Source organism: Duganella sp. AC237 (assembly GCF_979254035.1).
Map to the genome: position 1 here is coordinate 3680108 of NZ_CEEDEW010000003.1, position 17010 is coordinate 3697117.

Here is a 17010-nt window from a genome sequence, read left to right on the forward strand (position 1 = left end):
CCCCGGCGTGGGACTGATCCTAGCTCGCTTGCTGGCCATTTTTCCGAGCTTGCCGATCTGGTTGCTGGCCTTGTGGCTGCGTCGAGAACGGCCGCGCATCGGCCGGCAGGTCGATCGTCACGGTCGTGCCGCGCTCGGCCGAACTGTCGATCAGCACGCTGCCGCCGTGCGACTCGGCCACATGCCGGACGAACGGCAGGCCCAGTCCCCAACCCTGCACGCCGTTGCGCGCATGACGGCGAAACATCAGGAACACGTCGGCGATGCGCTCCTCGGGTATCGGCTCGCCGCTGTTGCTGACGGCGATGCTGGCGCGGCCCGGCGCGGTGGAGATCGCGATCCGCAAAGGCCGCTCCCCATCGCCGTACTTCCAGGCGTTGCGCAGCAGGTTCTCCAGCGCGCGCTTGAGCAGGCGCCGGCTCCAGTGGCCGGGCGGCGCGTCGCCTTCCAGTTCGTACGGGCCGGGCCGCTTCGGCGCGTCCGCCAGCACCTCCTCGGCCAGTTCGCGCAGGCGGAAGCAGCTGATATCGAGCGGCAGCTTTTGGGCGCTGTTCAGCGCCGCCGTGTCGAGCAGCTCGCGCACCATCGCATCGATGTGCTCGACATTGGACTGGACGCGGGCGGCCAGATCAACCGCCTGTTGCGGCTCCGGGCGCCTGGCCAGCAAAGTCGCCGCCATGCCTATTGTGCTGAGCGGCGTGCGCAGATCGTGCGCCAGCGTCGCCACATAGTCCTGGCGCAACCGCTCCTGCGTCGCCGTGTAGGCGGCGATCGCCTCGAGCACGGCCGCATCGACCGATTCGTGCACTTGTACCAGTTGCTCGGGCGTTAGCGGCACCCGTTCCCGCTCGACCATGCGCAGGAAGACGCGCTTGAAGATCTGGTACTCGGCGATCAGCTCGTGCGGCTGGTAGGTGGTCATGCGGGCCCGCTCGTCGCCGTGGGCCGAGGCGATCGACGTGCCCACGACCGCGTTGCGGCGCGGGTAGCCCGGCGCCAGCGCCTGCACCAGGTTGTCGTAAAACGTCGGCAAGGTATTGATCAGTATTGGCGGCAGCAACTGATTGGCACGCTGGATGTCGGCCAGGATCGCGGCGGTCCAATCGGCCATCAGCCGATCGCGCAGCGCGAGCAGCTGCCGCGCCAGCGGCGGCAGGTCCTGCGGCCGGTCGTGGTAATCGGTACCGATGAGCTCGGGCGGACTTTTCGATGGCTGGATATCGCTCATTCACACTCCCGGCAGTGGGAACAGGTTGGCGCCATGGCAGGTCGCCTTGCAAATCTCCGCGAGCGCCACCTTGGGACTGCGGTCGGCGTTGAGCAGGCCGTTGGTCTCCTGGAAGGTATCGGTGAACTGCGTGTAGCAAAAGCCGCTGAACATCGTCGTCTCCGACACCGCCTTGAGCAGCTCGGTGTATTGCGTCAGGAACGACTCGTCGTCGGTCGCGCGCGAATAGCCCCAGGTGCGGTTGCCGGTGGCCCGGGTGTCGTAGGCGATGCCGCCGAACTCGGTCAGCACGATGGGCTGGCCGCGATGCGGGAAGCCGTCCAGCGTCAGGATGCGCCCGCCGGGGCGGCGCTGGTCGAACAAGGTGCGCACCGGATCGGCCACCTCGTAGCGCTGGCGCAGCCGCAACGGGTCGGCGTCGTAGTCGTGGATGCCCAGGATGTCGGTGGCCGACGCCTCCCAGCCGTCGTTGCCGATCACCGGCCGGGTCGAATCGAGCATGCGCGTCAGGTGGTACAAGGCCTCGACGGCGTTGCGGTGCGCCTGCATCGACGTCAGGTTCGGCACGCCCCACGACTCGTTGAACGGCACCCAGACGATCAGGCACGGATGGCTGTAGTCGCGCTCGATGGCCTCGGTCCATTCCTTCAGCAGCCGGGTGATGGCGCGCGCGCTGAAGGCATAGCCGGACGGCATCTCGCCCCACACCAGCAGGCCGAGCTTGTCCGCCCAGTACAGGTAGCGCGGGTCCTCGATCTTCTGGTGCTTGCGCACGCCGTTAAAGCCCATTTCCTTGGCCAGCTCGACATCGCGGCGCAGCGCCGCGTCCGACGGCGCCGTCATCAGCGTGTCGGGCCAGTAGCCCTGGTCGAGCACGAGCCGCAGCGGATATGGCCGGCCGTTGAGCATGAAGCGGTCGCGGTTGATCGCCACCGACCGCATCGCCGTGTAGGACCGGACCCGGTCGATGACCTGGTCGCCGTGGTACAAGGTCAGCTCGGCGTCGAGCAGGGTCGGACTCTCCGGGCTCCACAGCAGGTCGTTGCGCGAATCGTCGATGCCGGGGTCCGACAGCACGATCTTGCGGGTCGCCTCCATGCCGACCATCAGATAGCGGTCGGCCGCCAGCAGCGTGTCGCCGTGGGTGACGCGCACCTCGACCGACAGGTCGGCGCGCGGATCGCCACCGGCCAGCACTTCGCAGCCGATCTCGAAACCGTCGAACACCGGCGTCCAGCGCAGCGCGCGGATGTAGGTGGCCGGCACCGGTTCGAGCCAGACGCTCTGCCAGATGCCGGTGGTGCGCGGATACCAGATCGAATGCGGCTCGAGCTGCCAATCCTGCTTGCCGCGCGGCTTGGCCAGGTCGGCCGGATCGTCCTCGGCCCGCACCACGATGGTCTGCGCCGGCCCCTCGACCAGCACGTCGGTGATGTCGGCGCAAAACGGCGTGTGGCCGCCCTCGTGGTCGGCCACCAGCATGCCGTTGACCCACACCCGCGCATGGTAGTCGACCGCGCCGAAATGCAGCATCGTGCGCTGGCCGCGCCGGGCCAGCTCGACACGGCGGCGGTACCAGCAAACGCAGTGAAACGATCGGTCGCCCAACCCGCTGGCGCCGGACTCCGGCGCGAACGGCACGTTGATGCGGTGGGTCCACTCGACCCCCTCGCCCGCCATGCCGCGGCGGCGGTCGCCGTCGAAGGCGAACTCCCATTCGCCGTTCAGCGATTGCCAGTCGTCGCGCACCAGTTGCGGGCGCGGATACTCAAACAGAGGCTCAGTCAAACTCATGCAACTCCCCGCGTGTGAAAGCGACGGCGTCACCGCCAGATCGACTCCATGCTACCAAGCTTGCCACCGGCCCGACGTTCAATTCCGAGCGGAATCGAACCGGAAAAGATGACGCGGTCGAGGCTGCAGTCCTGCCAGCCAGTCGTCCCGCCTTCCCGACATCTGTCAAAACATGGCATCATGGGGTCGTCTCAGAAAACGGAAAATAAAGCACGGTAAGCCTTATCTAGCTGCTCGATCAGCAGTCCGAAATCATTGTTGGCGCAATCGGATGTGTAGATGGCGCAATATGATTTTGTGAATTTGGCCTGATGCATGAAGATTGCTATATCGCGCAAAACGCGCACATTGCACAGGAACCAAACCATGCCAAGCAAAACCATTTTCATTACTGGCACCAACTCGGGCTTTGGAAAAGCAACCGTGGAGCAATTTGCCCAAGCAGGCTGGCAGGTGGCCGCGACGGTACGTGGCCTGTCGGCACATAGCCAGTTATTCAAAGAGTTTCCCAATGTTGAACTGTTTGAGCTGGATGTGACTGACTTTGCACAGGTAGAAGCCGTCGCACAGGCCGTTATTGCAAAGTTCGGCACCATCGACGTGGTGGTTAATAACGCCGGTTACTGCCTGATGGGGCCGACCGAGACATCCAGCATGGAGCAAATCAAGCGGCAGTTTGATACCAATGTGTTTGGCGTGTTTGCAGTCACCAAGGCCTTTATCCCGCATTTTCGCAGCAAGCGCTCAGGCGTGTTTATCAACCTGGCGTCTGCCAGTGCCCAGTTCAACTACCCGTTTATTGCCGCCTATGGCAGCAGTAAATGGGCGGTACGCGGCATGACGGAGAGCCTAGGCATTGAGCTAGCCCCGTTCAACATCGAAGTAAAGGCCATCTACCCCGGCCTGCACGCCACCAAAATATTCACCAAACTGGACGACGGTGGCGACGCGAAAACTCCGGCATTCGGGTTTTATGAGAAGTATTTCAAAATCTTTTTATCGGCACAGGAATCGGTTACCAGCGTGACCTCTCCCACCAGCATCGCCAACGAAATTTTCAAGGCAGCCACCCACACCAAGGGCAAGCTCCATATTGTTTCAGGGGGCGATGCCAAGCTGTACGCTCTTCTCAAAGCCATCTTGCCGGAGCGCATGTTCCAGAAAATGCAACTCCGCACCATGTTGCAGCCACTGTCTGCCATGGAAATTTCATTTGCCAAACGGTTATTTGGTTCCAATCTGGCCAAGCTCGAAGTCGGCAAACAAAAACCATAGGAGCAGCATATGGACTTCGTACAACACTTGGTCAGTTACTACAAAGGTGAGTGGCTGGAAGCCGTTTTCTTGACGGCGTTTGGCGTCACAACCACAGGTCTTGCGGTAGTGATGTGGCAGCACGCAGACCAGAATACCCTACTCAAGGGGCTTTTCTACCCCATAGCATTTTTGGCTACATTTACTTTGCTTGCGGGAGTTTTTCAGGTCTACAGCAACGGTCAGCGGCTGGCCACCATGCCCGCGCAGTACGCGCAAAGCCAAGCGGAGTTTGTTCAGGCCGAGCGCAATCGTTTTGAAGGAACCAATGGAGTCAATGCCTGGTGGATGCCGTTGAAAGTGTTGTGGACCGTTCTGGCCATCGCTGGCATTGCTGTGTCGTTTGCCACCCGCAATGACCTCACCCACGGTATTGCCATCGGTTTAATTGTCATCGGAGCGATGGGGTTTGTGATTGATGGATTCGCACACCACAGGGCCAAGGTGTACACCGCTGTATTGCTATCCCCAAATGCGGTTCAACCATGAACGATCGACAGGACGCAAGCACCCATGGTAGCTGACCGGATTCCTCTGTTTGGCCCTGGACTCACACGATTAGCTCAACTGGGTTTGGACGTAGACCAAGTGCTGCGCCACGCAAGCATTTCGCCTATGTTGCGCCACCAAACAAAAGTGTTGCTGACCACGCGCCAGTATTTCGACCTGTGGGCGGCCATCGAAGCGGTGAGCGGGGACGCGCTAATTGGACTGCGCATCGGCGGCGAAGCGCGCACCGACCAATTCGACCCAGCATCCTTTGCAGCCCTGTACTCCCACACCTTTGGCGAGGCGTTGGAGCGACTGGCAAGGTACAAGCGCCTGACATGCCCCGAGACCATTCGCGTGGAGCCCGACAGTGATTCAACCCGCATCAGCTTTCACTGGTTGTGGGCGCATGGCCTCGCGCCCCATGCCTTGACCGATTCCGGGTTTGCCAATATCGACCTGCTTCTGCGCAGTGGCACCGGCAAATCCATTGCGCCTTTGCGGATTGAGTTAGCGCATTTGCGTAGCGATGTACAACGCTATGCAGACTACTTTGACTGCGAAGTTTGTGCTGGGGCGGATCACGATGCACTGGTCTACTCCAGCGCTACGTTGAACGAGCGATTTGTTACCGGCAATGCGGATCTGATCGCGGCATTGCTACCGGGGCTTGACTTGCAACTGGACGCCATCTCGCCTCAGTCATTGGATCAGCAAGTGAAAGCTGTACTAACCAAGATGATGCGTGGGGAACGCCCCAGCATGGAGGCCGTAGCCCGGCAATTGCTCCTGAGTCCACGTACCTTACAGAGACGACTGACTGAAGCCCATACCAGTTACCAAAGCATTCTGGACACCGTGCGTCAGGACATGGCCTGCAAGCTGCTGAGTCGCACGAGCATGGAACCAAGTGAGATTGCCTTTTACCTTGGTTTTGAAGAAGCCAACTCCTTCCAGCGGGCATTTTGCAAGTGGCAGGGCATGACGCCGACACAGTGGCGTGCTCAGGAATCCATCAACCCAAGCACCCGGAACTCGGCCCCCTGATCTGCGAGTCAGTTTGAGCTATACCCTAACCTGATGTCAGATGCTGGGTGCAAACTACGTCAGAATAGAGTTGCAGTTTGCATTTATTGACACAAGCTGCCAAGCGTAATAGATTTCATCCTGACACTTTCACCTTTGGAGGCATCTTGCAAGGTCAACGCATTGGCTATGTCCGCGTCAGCAGCTTCGACCAGAACCCTGATCGGCAACTAGAGCAAATCGATGTCGGTAAGGTCTTCACCGATAAGGCTTCCGGCAAGGACACGCAACGTCCCGAACTTGAAAGGCTGCTGGCCTTCGTCCGCGAGGGTGATACCGTGGTGGTGCACAGCATGGACAGGCTGGCACGCAACCTTGATGACCTGCGCCGCATCGTTCAGGGGCTGACACAACGAGGCGTGCGCATGGAGTTTGTTAAAGAAGGGCTGGCGTTCACCGGCGATGACTCACCGATGGCCAACCTGATGCTGTCGGTCATGGGAGCTTTTGCGGAGTTCGAGCGCGCACTGATCCGCGAACGCCAGCGCGAGGGGATCGTGCTTGCCAAACAGCGTGGCGCCTACCGGGGACGAAAGAAATCGCTAAACAGCGAACAGATTACCGAGTTGAAACGGCGAGTCGCGGCTGGCGATCAAAAAACCTTGGTGGCCCGTGACTTCGGCATCAGCCGCGAAACCCTGTACCAGTACCTGCGGGAGGACTGACCATGCCGCGCCGCTCAATCCTGTCCGCCACCGAACGCGAAAGCCTGCTGGCACTGCCAGATGTCAAAGACGAACTGATCCGGCAGTACACGTTCAACGAGACTGATCTGTCGATCATCCGCCAGCACCGTGGCCCCGCAAATCGATTGGGCTTCGCTGTGCAACTTTGCTACTTACGATTTCCCGGCATCTTTTTGGGCATCGATGAGCTTCCGTTTCAGCCCTTGTTGCGCATGGTGGCTGCGCAACTCAAAGTGCCAGTGGAAAGCTGGAACGAGTATGGTCAGCGCGAGCAGACACGGCGGGAGCACTTGGTTGAGTTGCAAACGGTGTTCGGGTTCAAGCCCTTCACCATGAGCCACTACCGGCAAGCCGTCCATACATTGACCGAACTGGCCTTGCAGACCGACAAAGGCATTGTGCTGGCCAGCGCCCTTATCGAAAACCTGCGGCGGCAGAGCATCATCCTGCCCGCCATGAATGCCATCGAGCGCGCGAGCGCCGAGGCCATCACCCGTGCCAACCGGCGCATTTACGCGGCGTTGACCGATTCTTTGTTGTCGCACCACCGTCAGCGCCTAGATGAACTTCTCAAGCGCAAGGACGGCAGCAAATTGACGTGGCTGGCATGGCTGCGCCAGTCGCCCATCAAGCCGAACTCTCGGCATATGCTTGAACATATCGAGCGCCTCAAGGCTTGGCAGGCGCTTGACCTTCCCGCAGGCATCGAGCGACAAGTTCACCGGAACCGCCTGCTCAAGATCGCCCGAGAGGGCGGACAGATGACACCCGCCGACTTGGCCAAATTCGAGGTGCAACGACGCTATGCCACTCTGGTTTCGCTGGCCATTGAAGGCATAGCTACCGTCACCGACGAAATCATCGACCTGCACGACCGCATCATTGGCAAACTATTTAACGCCGCCAAAAACAAGCATCAGCAGCAGTTTCAGGCTTCCGGTAAGGCGATCAATGACAAGGTGCGGATGTATGGCCGCATCGGCCAAGCCTTGCTGGAAGCCAAACAGAGCGGCGGCGATCCGTTCGCCGCCATCGAGGCAGTAATGCCGTGGGATACCTTCGCAGCCAGCGTCACGGAGGCGCAAAAGCTCGCGCAACCGGAGAGCTTCGACTTTCTGCATCGCATCGGTGAAAGCTACGCTACGTTGCGCCGCTACGCGCCGCAGTTCCTGGACGTACTCAAGCTACGGGCGGCGCCAGCCGTCAAGGGCGTACTCGATGCCATCGAGGTGCTTCGCGATATGAATAGCGACAACGCCCGCAAGGTGCCCGCCGACGCGCCGACCGCATTCATCAAACCGCGCTGGGCAAAATTGGTGCTCACGGACGACGGCATTGACCGGCGTTACTACGAGCTGTGCGCCCTGTCGGAGCTGAAGAACGCGCTGCGCTCAGGAGATGTCTGGGTGCAGGGTTCGCGGCAGTTCAAGGACTTCGATGAGTACCTAGTACCGGTCGAGAAATTCACCACCTTGAAGCTGGGCAACGAATTGCCGCTGGCAGTGGTCACCGATTGCGATCAGTATTTGCACGACCGACTGGCATTGCTGGAACAGCAGCTTGCCACCGTCAACCGCATGGCGGCGGCCAATGATCTGCCGGATGCCATCATTACCGAGTCCGGCCTGAAGATCACGCCGCTGGACGCGGCGGTGCCGGAGACTGCACAAGCCCTAATCGACCAGTCGGCGATGCTGCTGCCACACGTCAAAATTACCGAACTGCTGATGGAAGTTGATGAGTGGACAGGCTTCACCCGGCATTTCACGCATCTGAAGACCGGCGACACGGCCAAGGACAAAACCTTGCTGCTGACGACTATCCTGGCTGATGGCATCAATCTTGGACTCACCAAAATGGCTGAGTCCTGCCCTGGCACGACCTACGCCAAACTGTCGTGGCTGCAAGCTTGGCACATCCGGGATGAAACGTATTCGACGGCACTGGGCGAGCTGGTGAATGCGCAGTTTCGACAACCTTTCGCCGAAAACTGGGGCGATGGCACCACATCATCGTCAGATGGCCAGAATTTCAGAACTGGTAGCAAGGCCGAGAGCACGGGACACATCAACCCGAAATATGGCAGCAGCCCAGGACGGACTTTCTACACTCACATATCCGACCAATACGCGCCTTTCAGCGCCAAGGTGGTCAACGTTGGTGTGCGCGATTCAACCTATGTGCTCTATGGCCTGCTGTACCACGAATCTGACTTGCGGATCGAGGAGCACTATACCGACACAGCGGGCTTTACCGATCATGTCTTCGGCCTGATGCACCTACTGGGTTTCCGATTCGCGCCACGTATCCGTGACCTGGGCGACACCAAGCTATTCATCCCAAAGAGCGATACCGCCTATGACGCGCTCAAGCCGATGATTAGCAGCGACCGGCTGAACATCAAGCAGATACGCGCCCATTGGGATGAAATCTTGCGGCTCGCGACCTCGATCAAGCAGGGTACGGTGACGGCCTCGCTGATGTTGCGCAAGCTCGGCAGCTATCCGCGTCAGAACGGACTGGCCGTTGCACTGCGCGAGCTGGGGCGGATTGAGCGCACGCTGTTCATACTGGATTGGCTGCAAAGCGTGGAGCTGCGTCGCCGCGTTAATGCCGGACTGAATAAGGGCGAAGCGCGCAACGCGTTGGCCAGGGCTGTCTTTTTCTACCGATTGGGTGAAATCCGCGACCGCAGCTTTGAGCAACAACGCTACCGAGCCAGCGGCCTCAATCTGGTGACGTCGGCCATCGTGTTGTGGAACACGGTTTATCTGGAGCGTGCCACCAGTGCTTTGCGTACCCACGGCAAGGTGCTGGACTACACGCTGTTGCAATATCTGTCGCCGCTGGGCTGGGAGCACATCAACCTGACCGGCGATTACCTCTGGCGCAGCAGTGCCAAGGTCGGTGCGGGCAAGTTCAGGCCGTTGCGACCGCTGCCACCGGCTTAGCGTGCTTTATTTTCCGTTTTCTGAGACGACCCCATCATGGTCCAGTCTGACTCTTGATGGATGTTAAGAATGTCTGAAGGTAACTCCCGTACAGTGGTCACTCGCGATGCCGGCCAACACAGGGCAGCGATCGCGCGTCCACAGATATGGAGCGCCACATGCCGCAATCCCGCCTTCAGCCGCATCGCGCAGGCCTGGCCCTGACCATGGCCGCTGTCGCTTTTTATCTGATCTCCACCGCACCGGCCGCGCATGCCGAAGCTGCGGCCGGCCTACCCCGCGACGCATTGGCCGCAAGCTCCATAGGCCTTCATGCAGGAACCGATTTCCGCGTTACCAGAGCCGACTGCAAGGACTGTGCCGCCTCCCCGCAGGCCCGCTGGTATTTCGGCGACGACACCGTCGCCGTCGCGAGTGGAGACGCAGTCGGTTCGACGCCCCGTCTGCGCGCGCAGGACGATGTCCGCGCCTGGCTCTCCTCTACCGCCTCCAAAGCTCAGGGCAAACCACCCCAACTGATCTGGATCGGCTCTCCACAGATCGCCGAAGGACGCCTCGCCGCCGACGCCGCATCGCTGATCGGCGCCAGCTCCGCGCTGCCCGTGGCGCTAACCGCGAGACTTGCCAGCAACCGCTCGTACTTCGACGCCAGCAGCCAGGCCTACTTCGCCGGACGCGAGATGAAGGCGCGCGGGATGTTCAAGGAAGGTACCTTCCACGCGCGCACCTTATGGCCGAAGGACTACGCCCTGCCCGCACTCCCCGTCCTGTCCCCGCTGAAGAACGGCGAATCCATCGAAAGCCTGGTGCGTATCAACGGCGGCGGCGCGCGCGATCCGCTCGCCGCGCGCACCTTGTGGCGCCGCGACGGCGCCAGCGCCGGGGAATTCCCACTGGCCGGAAAACCGGCGCTGGCCTTTATCCTCAACGGCGCGCAGGGCGACGACGACGAAGCGTACGGCGGCCACTTCGCGGTGGCCACCGGCCGCTTCGACCAGCAAGGTGGCTGGGACAACTGGTTGGTCAACAACTTCTACAATCTCGGATCGGTCAGCGAAAAAGGTATCATCGCCTCGACCTTGCCAATGGACGCCTACATGGCGGACTTGAACAGCGGCCAATCCTGGTACCGACCCTCCTACATGCTGGTCGCCGTCATGAAAGGCCAGCGGGTGCCCGCGCTCTACCAGGAAGCGATCAGCCGCGTCTTCAACCACTTCTATAGCCAGGACTTCCACTACCGCCACGCGGGCACCAATTGCGCCGGCATCAACGTCGAAACGCTGCGCACCCTCGGCTGGGAAATTCCGCGCCTGGGTGGCGAAAGTCCGTTGAAGGCCGCACTCGCGTTGCCGTACATGGCGCTCAAGGAGGTCAGTCTCGCCAGCGGGCAAAGCGCCTACGACTACCTCACAACCGAGCGCACGGAATTGATGCCCTTCGTCGCCTTCAACACGATCGGCGAGGACTTGTTAAATCGTCTGACGGACAAGGGCGGCGCGCGCAGCGCGATCGAGGCACAACTGGCGGATGATCTGGAGGCGATCGTCTTCGTGCGCATCCCGCAGTTTCCCTCCTCGCGCGCGTTCGGCTCCGATCCGGTGATGTCGCTGAATGAATATCAAAAGCGCGCGCCGGCCGACCGCGCCGACTGGAAAATCATCCCGGTAGGGCCGCGCGACTTTCCCGCCTCGATGAAAAACCCGCTGGCGCCGAAGGAAAAAAGGCCGCAATCGGTCACCGCGACATATGTCCTGGCGGCCGGCGTTCTTTGCCTGACTGGCGGCATCGCGATGGCGTGGCGAAGCAGGCGGAAAAAAGTACGATCGCGTACAGACATCTGATCGGCGGCGGGTTAGACTCTCTGCACGACGATTAAACAGACCGAGTCATGACGCCAAACGCCCCAACCCACGCCAGACCACTGCGACTGCCGGCGCTTGCCGGATGGTTGCTGCTGACGTTCGCCTTCGCCGCCATCGGCGCCTTTGCATCGGCGCAGGCGGGCGCGTTCTACATGCAGCTGGACCGGCCCTCCTGGGCGCCGCCAGCGTGGCTGTTCGGTCCCGCGTGGAGCGTGTTGTATCTGTTAATGGGCATCGCCGCCTGGCGCGTGCAGCGCACCGACGATCAAGGCGGCGTGCGGACGGAGATGACGCTGTATGTGGTTCAACTGGCGTTGAACGCATTGTGGACATGGCTATTTTTCGCCTGGCGCCAGGGCGCTTGGGCGTTCGTGGAAATTCTCGTGCTATGGCTGCTGATCGCCGCCACGATCCGCGCGTTTGGGCGCCGCGACAGGATCGCCGGACTGCTGCTGGTGCCCTATATCCTGTGGGTCAGCTACGCCACGGCACTGTGCTACAGCATCTGGCAACGCAACCCCTCGGTATTGGGCTAGCGCCCACGGCAAGCCGGCCCGTCTCATACCTGATACTTCGAACGCTACGGAAACACGTAGGGCGGATTAGCCGAAGGCGTAATCCGCCAAGAGCCGCCAACCCGCGCGCAAAATACCGGAAGAAAATATCGTACATTATCAATATCGACTTTGATAAAACTGTTTGCGCCCGCACAACAGCATCTCAAAGCGCACGGATAGGCTGACTGCTTCCCCAAGGAGGACATATGCCCGACTACAAGCGGATCTACATCGAAGGCTGCACCTACTTCTTCACGCTCGTCACCGCGCGACGTGCGCCGATCTTCGTCAACCCGGAGGCAAGGCTACTCCTACGCACCGCGATTCAGAAGGTCCGATGTCGCCATCCTTTCGAGATTGTCGGCATGGTGCTCTTGCCAGATCACATGCACGCGCTATGGCGCTTGCCGGCCGGCGATAGTGATTTTTCAATCCGTTGGCGCTTGATCAAAACGCATATGACTCGGTATGCAGGTCAGGGAAAACGCCTTTGGCAAGCGCGGTATTGGGAGCATGCCATCCGCGATGAGCATGATTTAAGCCATCATTTGGATTATCTTCATTGGAATCCCCTTAAACACAGCCTGGTAAATCGGGTCCAGGATTGGCCTTGGTCGAGTTTTCACCGTTATGTCGCAGCCGGGGTTTATCCGGTGGATTGGTGTGGGGCGCGTGAGTTGGCGGATTACGCCTTCGGCTAATCCGCCCTACGTGGCTCTGGGGTGCGCCAGCATCCATGGCCACAATGTTGGGCTCATTCGCCGCTATCATCTCCATCGTCCGCCCCGCCATGATACGATCTGCAAAAAGCCACGAAGGAGACGAATGAAGCACCAATTCCTGGCCATCGACGAGGGCCTCCAGAAGCTGTCGCTGATCGATACCACCAATCCCCGCTACGGCTGGACGCGCAGCCTGGAAGACTTCCCCGCCGCCCGCGATATGCAGCGCATCGGCCCGAACCGCGCCCTGATCGGCTTCGAACGCGGCTTCTTCGAACTCTCCATCTCCTCCGGCGAAGTACTGGCCGCCTGCGACCGCTGGGACAATGTCACCTCCGCCCGCCGCATGGTCAATGGCGCCACCCTGGTCACCGGCCAAAACCTCGACGGCGCCGGCGGCATCAACGTGCTTACCCTCGACCGCGAGTACCGCCAGGTGTCCAGCGTGCGCCGCGATTGCGACTACGTTCGCCTGATGCGCACCACCGACCTTGGCACCTACCTGTTCTGCATGAACGACCACATTCTGGAAACCGACACCTCGCTGATCGCATTGAACGCCATGCGCGCGCCGGGCTTCGAGCACGCGTGGAAGGCCGAGCGCATGGACGACGGCTCCACGCTGGTCTCGGCCGGCTACGGCGCCTTCATGGCGCGCTTCGACCGGCGCGGCAATCTGATCGCCACCTTCGGCGGCGCCAATCTCATGCCCGGGGAAGTCTCGCCATTCTTCTACGCGACGTTCCAGGTGCTGGAAGACGGCCGCGTCATGGTCGCCAACTGGCAGGGCCACGGGTCGGAAAACGGCCACAAAGGTCGCCAGCTGCTGGAGTTCAGCGCGGGCGGAAAACTGCTTGGCAGTTGGTCCGATCCGCACAAGATCTCCTCGCTCCAGGGCATCCTGGTACTGTGACCGGTCAACCCACGCGCCGCACCTCGAAGTTCTCGATCTTCTGGCGCGACTGCGTGGTGCGGAAGCCGAAGTAGCCGCCGCCCGCCAGCGGCCCGGGCGCCGAGAAGAACTCGCGATCGTCGACATACAAACGCGTCCCCCTGGCATCGACCACGATGCGAATACGGTATGGGTGATTCGACTTGAGCAGATACTCCGGAGCCAGGTATTCCTGCAGCAGCTTGCGCTCGCCGCTGCCGTCGTAATAGCGGAAACGCGATGTCGTATTCGTGTTGCCGCCGATGCCGGCATAGAACATCGGCACCTTGTCGTATTCTTCCAGCTTGCCCGAACGGCGGAACGGCTCCGGAGTGCCGCCCCCGCCAGCTGCGCCTCCCAGAAGAAGTTCAAATCCGACAAGCGCTCGTTCGGTTTTCGCTCGGCCAGTACGGTCCGCGTGAAGCTGATCTCATAGTGACCGATCAACTGCTTGCGCAGCCAGACCGTCAAGCCACGGCTCGCGTCCAGCACCAGCGCACGCGATACCGCCTGCGCGGCCTTGCCTGCGCCGCCGGCCTCCGCCTCCACCGCCCATGCCTGCGGATCGAAGCGCTGGAAGTCATCCTTGCAGACGACGGCACTGGTCGCGTCGAGCGCCATCATGCCCAAGGCGCCGAGGCCCCACTGGGCGATCGAATTGGTCGAAATCCTCGGCGCCTCCTCCACTTCCGTCAGCACCACGGGCGGCTTCACGCGGCGCGATACCAGGTCCTTTTCCACCAGGCCCGCCCGGCCCTCATAAAACTGCGCCCAGGCGCGTTTGAGCATCGCGCGGTCCTGCCATTCCACCGCCGCATAGGCCAGCAGGCGCGCGTGGCCCTGTCCCAGGTTCAGCTTGCCGAGGTCCTGGCCGAGTTCCGCCTTCTGCTCCTTCTCGCTGGCGTTATACAAGCGGCAGTAGCGCAGCCACGCATCACGGAACCCCGGCTGCGGCACGGTGCGTATCAATTCGCTGCAAATCTCCGGCAGCCCGAAGACCGCGCTCAGATGCGACACACTGATTTTCTTCTCGCGATCGACGACGTACGCGCCGGTGCGCAGGTCCATCACGCCGCCGCCGGCCAGGAACCCGAGCGGCTGCGCGGCGATACTGGCCATGCTGGCTAACAGCTTGTCGCGGTACTTCGGCTTGCCGCTGCGCTCCCATTCGGTGAACCAGGCCGCCGCCACCGCGCCCCAGTCGGTGCCAAAGGCAACGCTAGCGTAGTTTTTCGGATCGTCCGCCGGCGCCACCTGGCCGATCTTCCGGCCCGGGATGACGGTGCGCAGGCGCTCCACCGCGTCGACCTGCTCGGTGAGCAGATCGCCGATGCGTTCGTCGGCAGTCAGGTAGTACATGAAGCGGCGGTTGACGGCGGTCGAGATGCGCAACTGCTTGGCGCTGTCGCCCCAGTGCTGAACGCTGTGGCGCGAACCGAGCGGCGCGAACGGACCGATATGGTGGACATCGACCTCGCCGGTGTGGCGCGTCATCGCCTCGGCCATGCGGAACACGTCGGCGCGGCCGCTGTGCAGGAAGTAGTGCCACAACCAGATATCGGTGCTCAACTCCGAGTTGTCCCACGCGTAACCGCCCACGTCATAGCGCCAGACGTGACGCTGCTCGTCATACGTGTGCATCACATCGCCGTAATCCCAGAAGCCGTACCATTTGCGGTACTCGACCTGGTTGCGATAAAAGTCGAAACTCCACGCCAGCTGCTTTTCCAGCTTGGCCGCCTCCGGCGACGGCCGTTCCGGCGCGGGACTCCAGTATTCGCTGAACACGCCGGCTTGATGCAGCCGCGCTGGCGTCGCCAGCAACTGGGGCGGCGACTGGATACGGCGGCTGATCGCCACCAGTTCATCGGCCGAAGGCGTCGCCGGCAGCAGTTGCCATTCCAGCTCGCTGGTGCGGGCGACGCCGTACGGCGTGCCGAATTCCGGCTCGTAGTCCTCGTAGGTGATGTCGAGCGCGGCGCGCTGCTTCTCGAACGTGTCCTCGCCCATGCCGTCATGGTAGAAGCGCAGGTCCATCGCCGACGCCTTGGGCGCCCACAGCCACATGGTGACCGTGGCAAGCGGGGTTTCCGCGCCACCGATATCGATCTGGCCGGGATAGCTTTGCCAGAAATTGCGCACGCCGAAAGCGACACCGCCGTCCGGCGTGCCGATATAGCCGGTGCCACTGGCGCGCGCGCCGGTGGCGGCGTGTATCCAGCCCTGGCCGGCCTTGGTGCGCTTGCTGATCGAGAAGCCATCCGGATGCGATTGCAGCAGCGTGTAGTGGCCGAACGCCGGGACGTAAGGCAGTCCCTTGGTGACCGCCGCCGACATTTCCTTCAGCGGCACCGCCCGGCCGGACAATTGGGCATCGTAGACGCTTTGACCGGCATCGCGGCGCAAGCCGGTCAGGCCGCGCACCGCCTCGCCGAAGACGCCGCCGTTGTCGCCGACGAAGCGGATGTGGCGGTCGTGCAAAGGGCTGGACAGCGGCACGCCGAAGCGCAGCCCGACGCCGCGGATATACGCTTTGGCCGGATCGGCGTCGTACACCAGCGTGTGCACCAGGCGAACCGTGTCCGAGTTCTTGTAGAAGTACAGGCGAACCACGAACGGCAGCAGCCTGGCGCCGTCCGCGTGCCGGTGGCTGCCATCGACACGAACCACCGCGCGCAGCGGTCCGTTCTGCTCGAGCGTCACCTTGTCGATCGCACCATCGTAGGAGCGGCGCCCGGCGCCCGCCGATTCGTCGTCGATCGTATCGTCCACCAGCAGCAACAGCCGGCCATCGCGCAGCAGCGGCTTGCCCGACCGCTTCATCGCCGTCACCAGCACCGCGCCCGATCGGGGAAGCGCGCATTGCAGCACGCCCGTATCGATGTCGATTCCGCCGGAACCTTCCTTTGCCAGCGTGGCGCCGGCCGGGCCGGCGCTGGAGGTTTCGGCGCCGATCAGCGGATGCAGCGTGTAGCCGGCTTCCGGCTTGCCGCCGCCGGCTTCGGGCGGCAGCGCGTGCGCCGACCATTTGAGCGTGCCATCGGGCCAGTAGGCCAGCGGCCAGGATTGCGCCGCCTTCACGGCGCCTTTGCGGGCACCGGCACCAGCGGCGGCGCCACGCAACTCGAACGCCGCATTCCCGGGCACCCGCCCCTGCGGCCATGGCACGCCCCAAGTCGCGCCACTGAAACTGGCGGGCGCGCCTTCGAGCCAATGCAGGACCGTTTCGCCGGCCGGCGCCGGGACGGGAGCGCCGGCATCCGTGCTGTGCGCGGCGAACGCCTGCGCGGGCAGCACGTCGGCCAGCACGGCGACGCCGCCCGTCAGCAAGGACGCCAGTTTAAGAAATTGACGCCGTTCCAGTGTATCGCTCATTTGCCGCCGCTC

The 17010-nt window shown here is 62.0% G+C and carries 10 protein-coding genes and 1 pseudogene; 8 read left to right on the top strand and 3 right to left on the bottom strand.

Features of this window, described 5'->3' with window-relative positions; translation table 11 throughout:
• Positions 1-19: 19 nt before the first annotated feature.
• Both AC0IYS_RS16405 and AC0IYS_RS16410 read right to left on the bottom strand, forming a co-directional pair.
• Positions 20-1228 carry a sensor histidine kinase gene (locus AC0IYS_RS16405; protein ID WP_471706153.1) on the bottom strand — a complete coding sequence of 403 codons (1209 nt, stop codon included), beginning with the start codon at positions 1226-1228 and terminating at the stop codon, positions 20-22.
• A complete protein-coding gene (locus AC0IYS_RS16410; protein WP_471706154.1) occupies positions 1229-3022 on the bottom strand; it encodes a glycoside hydrolase family 2 protein in 1794 nt (597 codons plus the stop codon).
• 366 nt (positions 3023-3388) lie between these two features.
• Between AC0IYS_RS16410 and AC0IYS_RS16415 the strand changes: the two genes are divergently transcribed.
• The 8 genes from AC0IYS_RS16415 (at position 3389) to AC0IYS_RS16450 (ending at position 12671) form a co-directional block, all read left to right on the top strand.
• Positions 3389-4297, top strand: a complete 909-nt coding sequence (locus tag AC0IYS_RS16415; RefSeq protein WP_471706155.1) for an SDR family oxidoreductase — start codon at positions 3389-3391, stop codon at positions 4295-4297.
• Positions 4298-4306: 9 nt separating this feature from the next.
• Entirely contained in the window at positions 4307-4825 is a 519-nt protein-coding gene (locus AC0IYS_RS16420) for a hypothetical protein (RefSeq protein WP_471706156.1), read from the top strand.
• Between the two features lie 24 nt (positions 4826-4849).
• Positions 4850-5872: an AraC family transcriptional regulator gene (locus tag AC0IYS_RS16425; protein WP_471706157.1), complete on the top strand. Its 1023-nt coding sequence runs from the start codon at positions 4850-4852 to the stop codon at positions 5870-5872.
• Positions 5873-6018: 146 nt separating this feature from the next.
• Positions 6019-6576 carry a recombinase family protein gene (locus AC0IYS_RS16430; protein WP_471706158.1) on the top strand — a complete coding sequence of 186 codons (558 nt, stop codon included), beginning with the start codon at positions 6019-6021 and terminating at the stop codon, positions 6574-6576.
• 2 nt (positions 6577-6578) lie between these two features.
• Positions 6579-9548: a Tn3 family transposase gene (locus AC0IYS_RS16435; protein ID WP_471706159.1), complete on the top strand. Its 2970-nt coding sequence runs from the start codon at positions 6579-6581 to the stop codon at positions 9546-9548.
• A gap of 158 nt (positions 9549-9706) precedes the next feature.
• Positions 9707-11392, top strand: coding sequence for a hypothetical protein (locus AC0IYS_RS16440; RefSeq protein WP_471706160.1), 1686 nt, complete (start codon positions 9707-9709; stop codon positions 11390-11392).
• Between the two features lie 47 nt (positions 11393-11439).
• On the top strand, positions 11440-11949 hold the full coding sequence (locus tag AC0IYS_RS16445; RefSeq protein ID WP_471706161.1) for a TspO/MBR family protein: 510 nt from the start codon (positions 11440-11442) through the stop codon (positions 11947-11949).
• Between the two features lie 227 nt (positions 11950-12176).
• Complete coding sequence (locus AC0IYS_RS16450) at positions 12177-12671, top strand: REP-associated tyrosine transposase (RefSeq protein WP_471706162.1); 495 nt, start codon at positions 12177-12179, stop codon at positions 12669-12671.
• A gap of 1306 nt (positions 12672-13977) precedes the next feature.
• Here AC0IYS_RS16450 and AC0IYS_RS16455 read toward each other — a convergent pair.
• A pseudogene (locus AC0IYS_RS16455) lies at positions 13978-16998 on the bottom strand (exo-rhamnogalacturonan lyase family protein); the annotation flags it as partial.
• Positions 16999-17010: the final 12 nt, after the last annotated feature.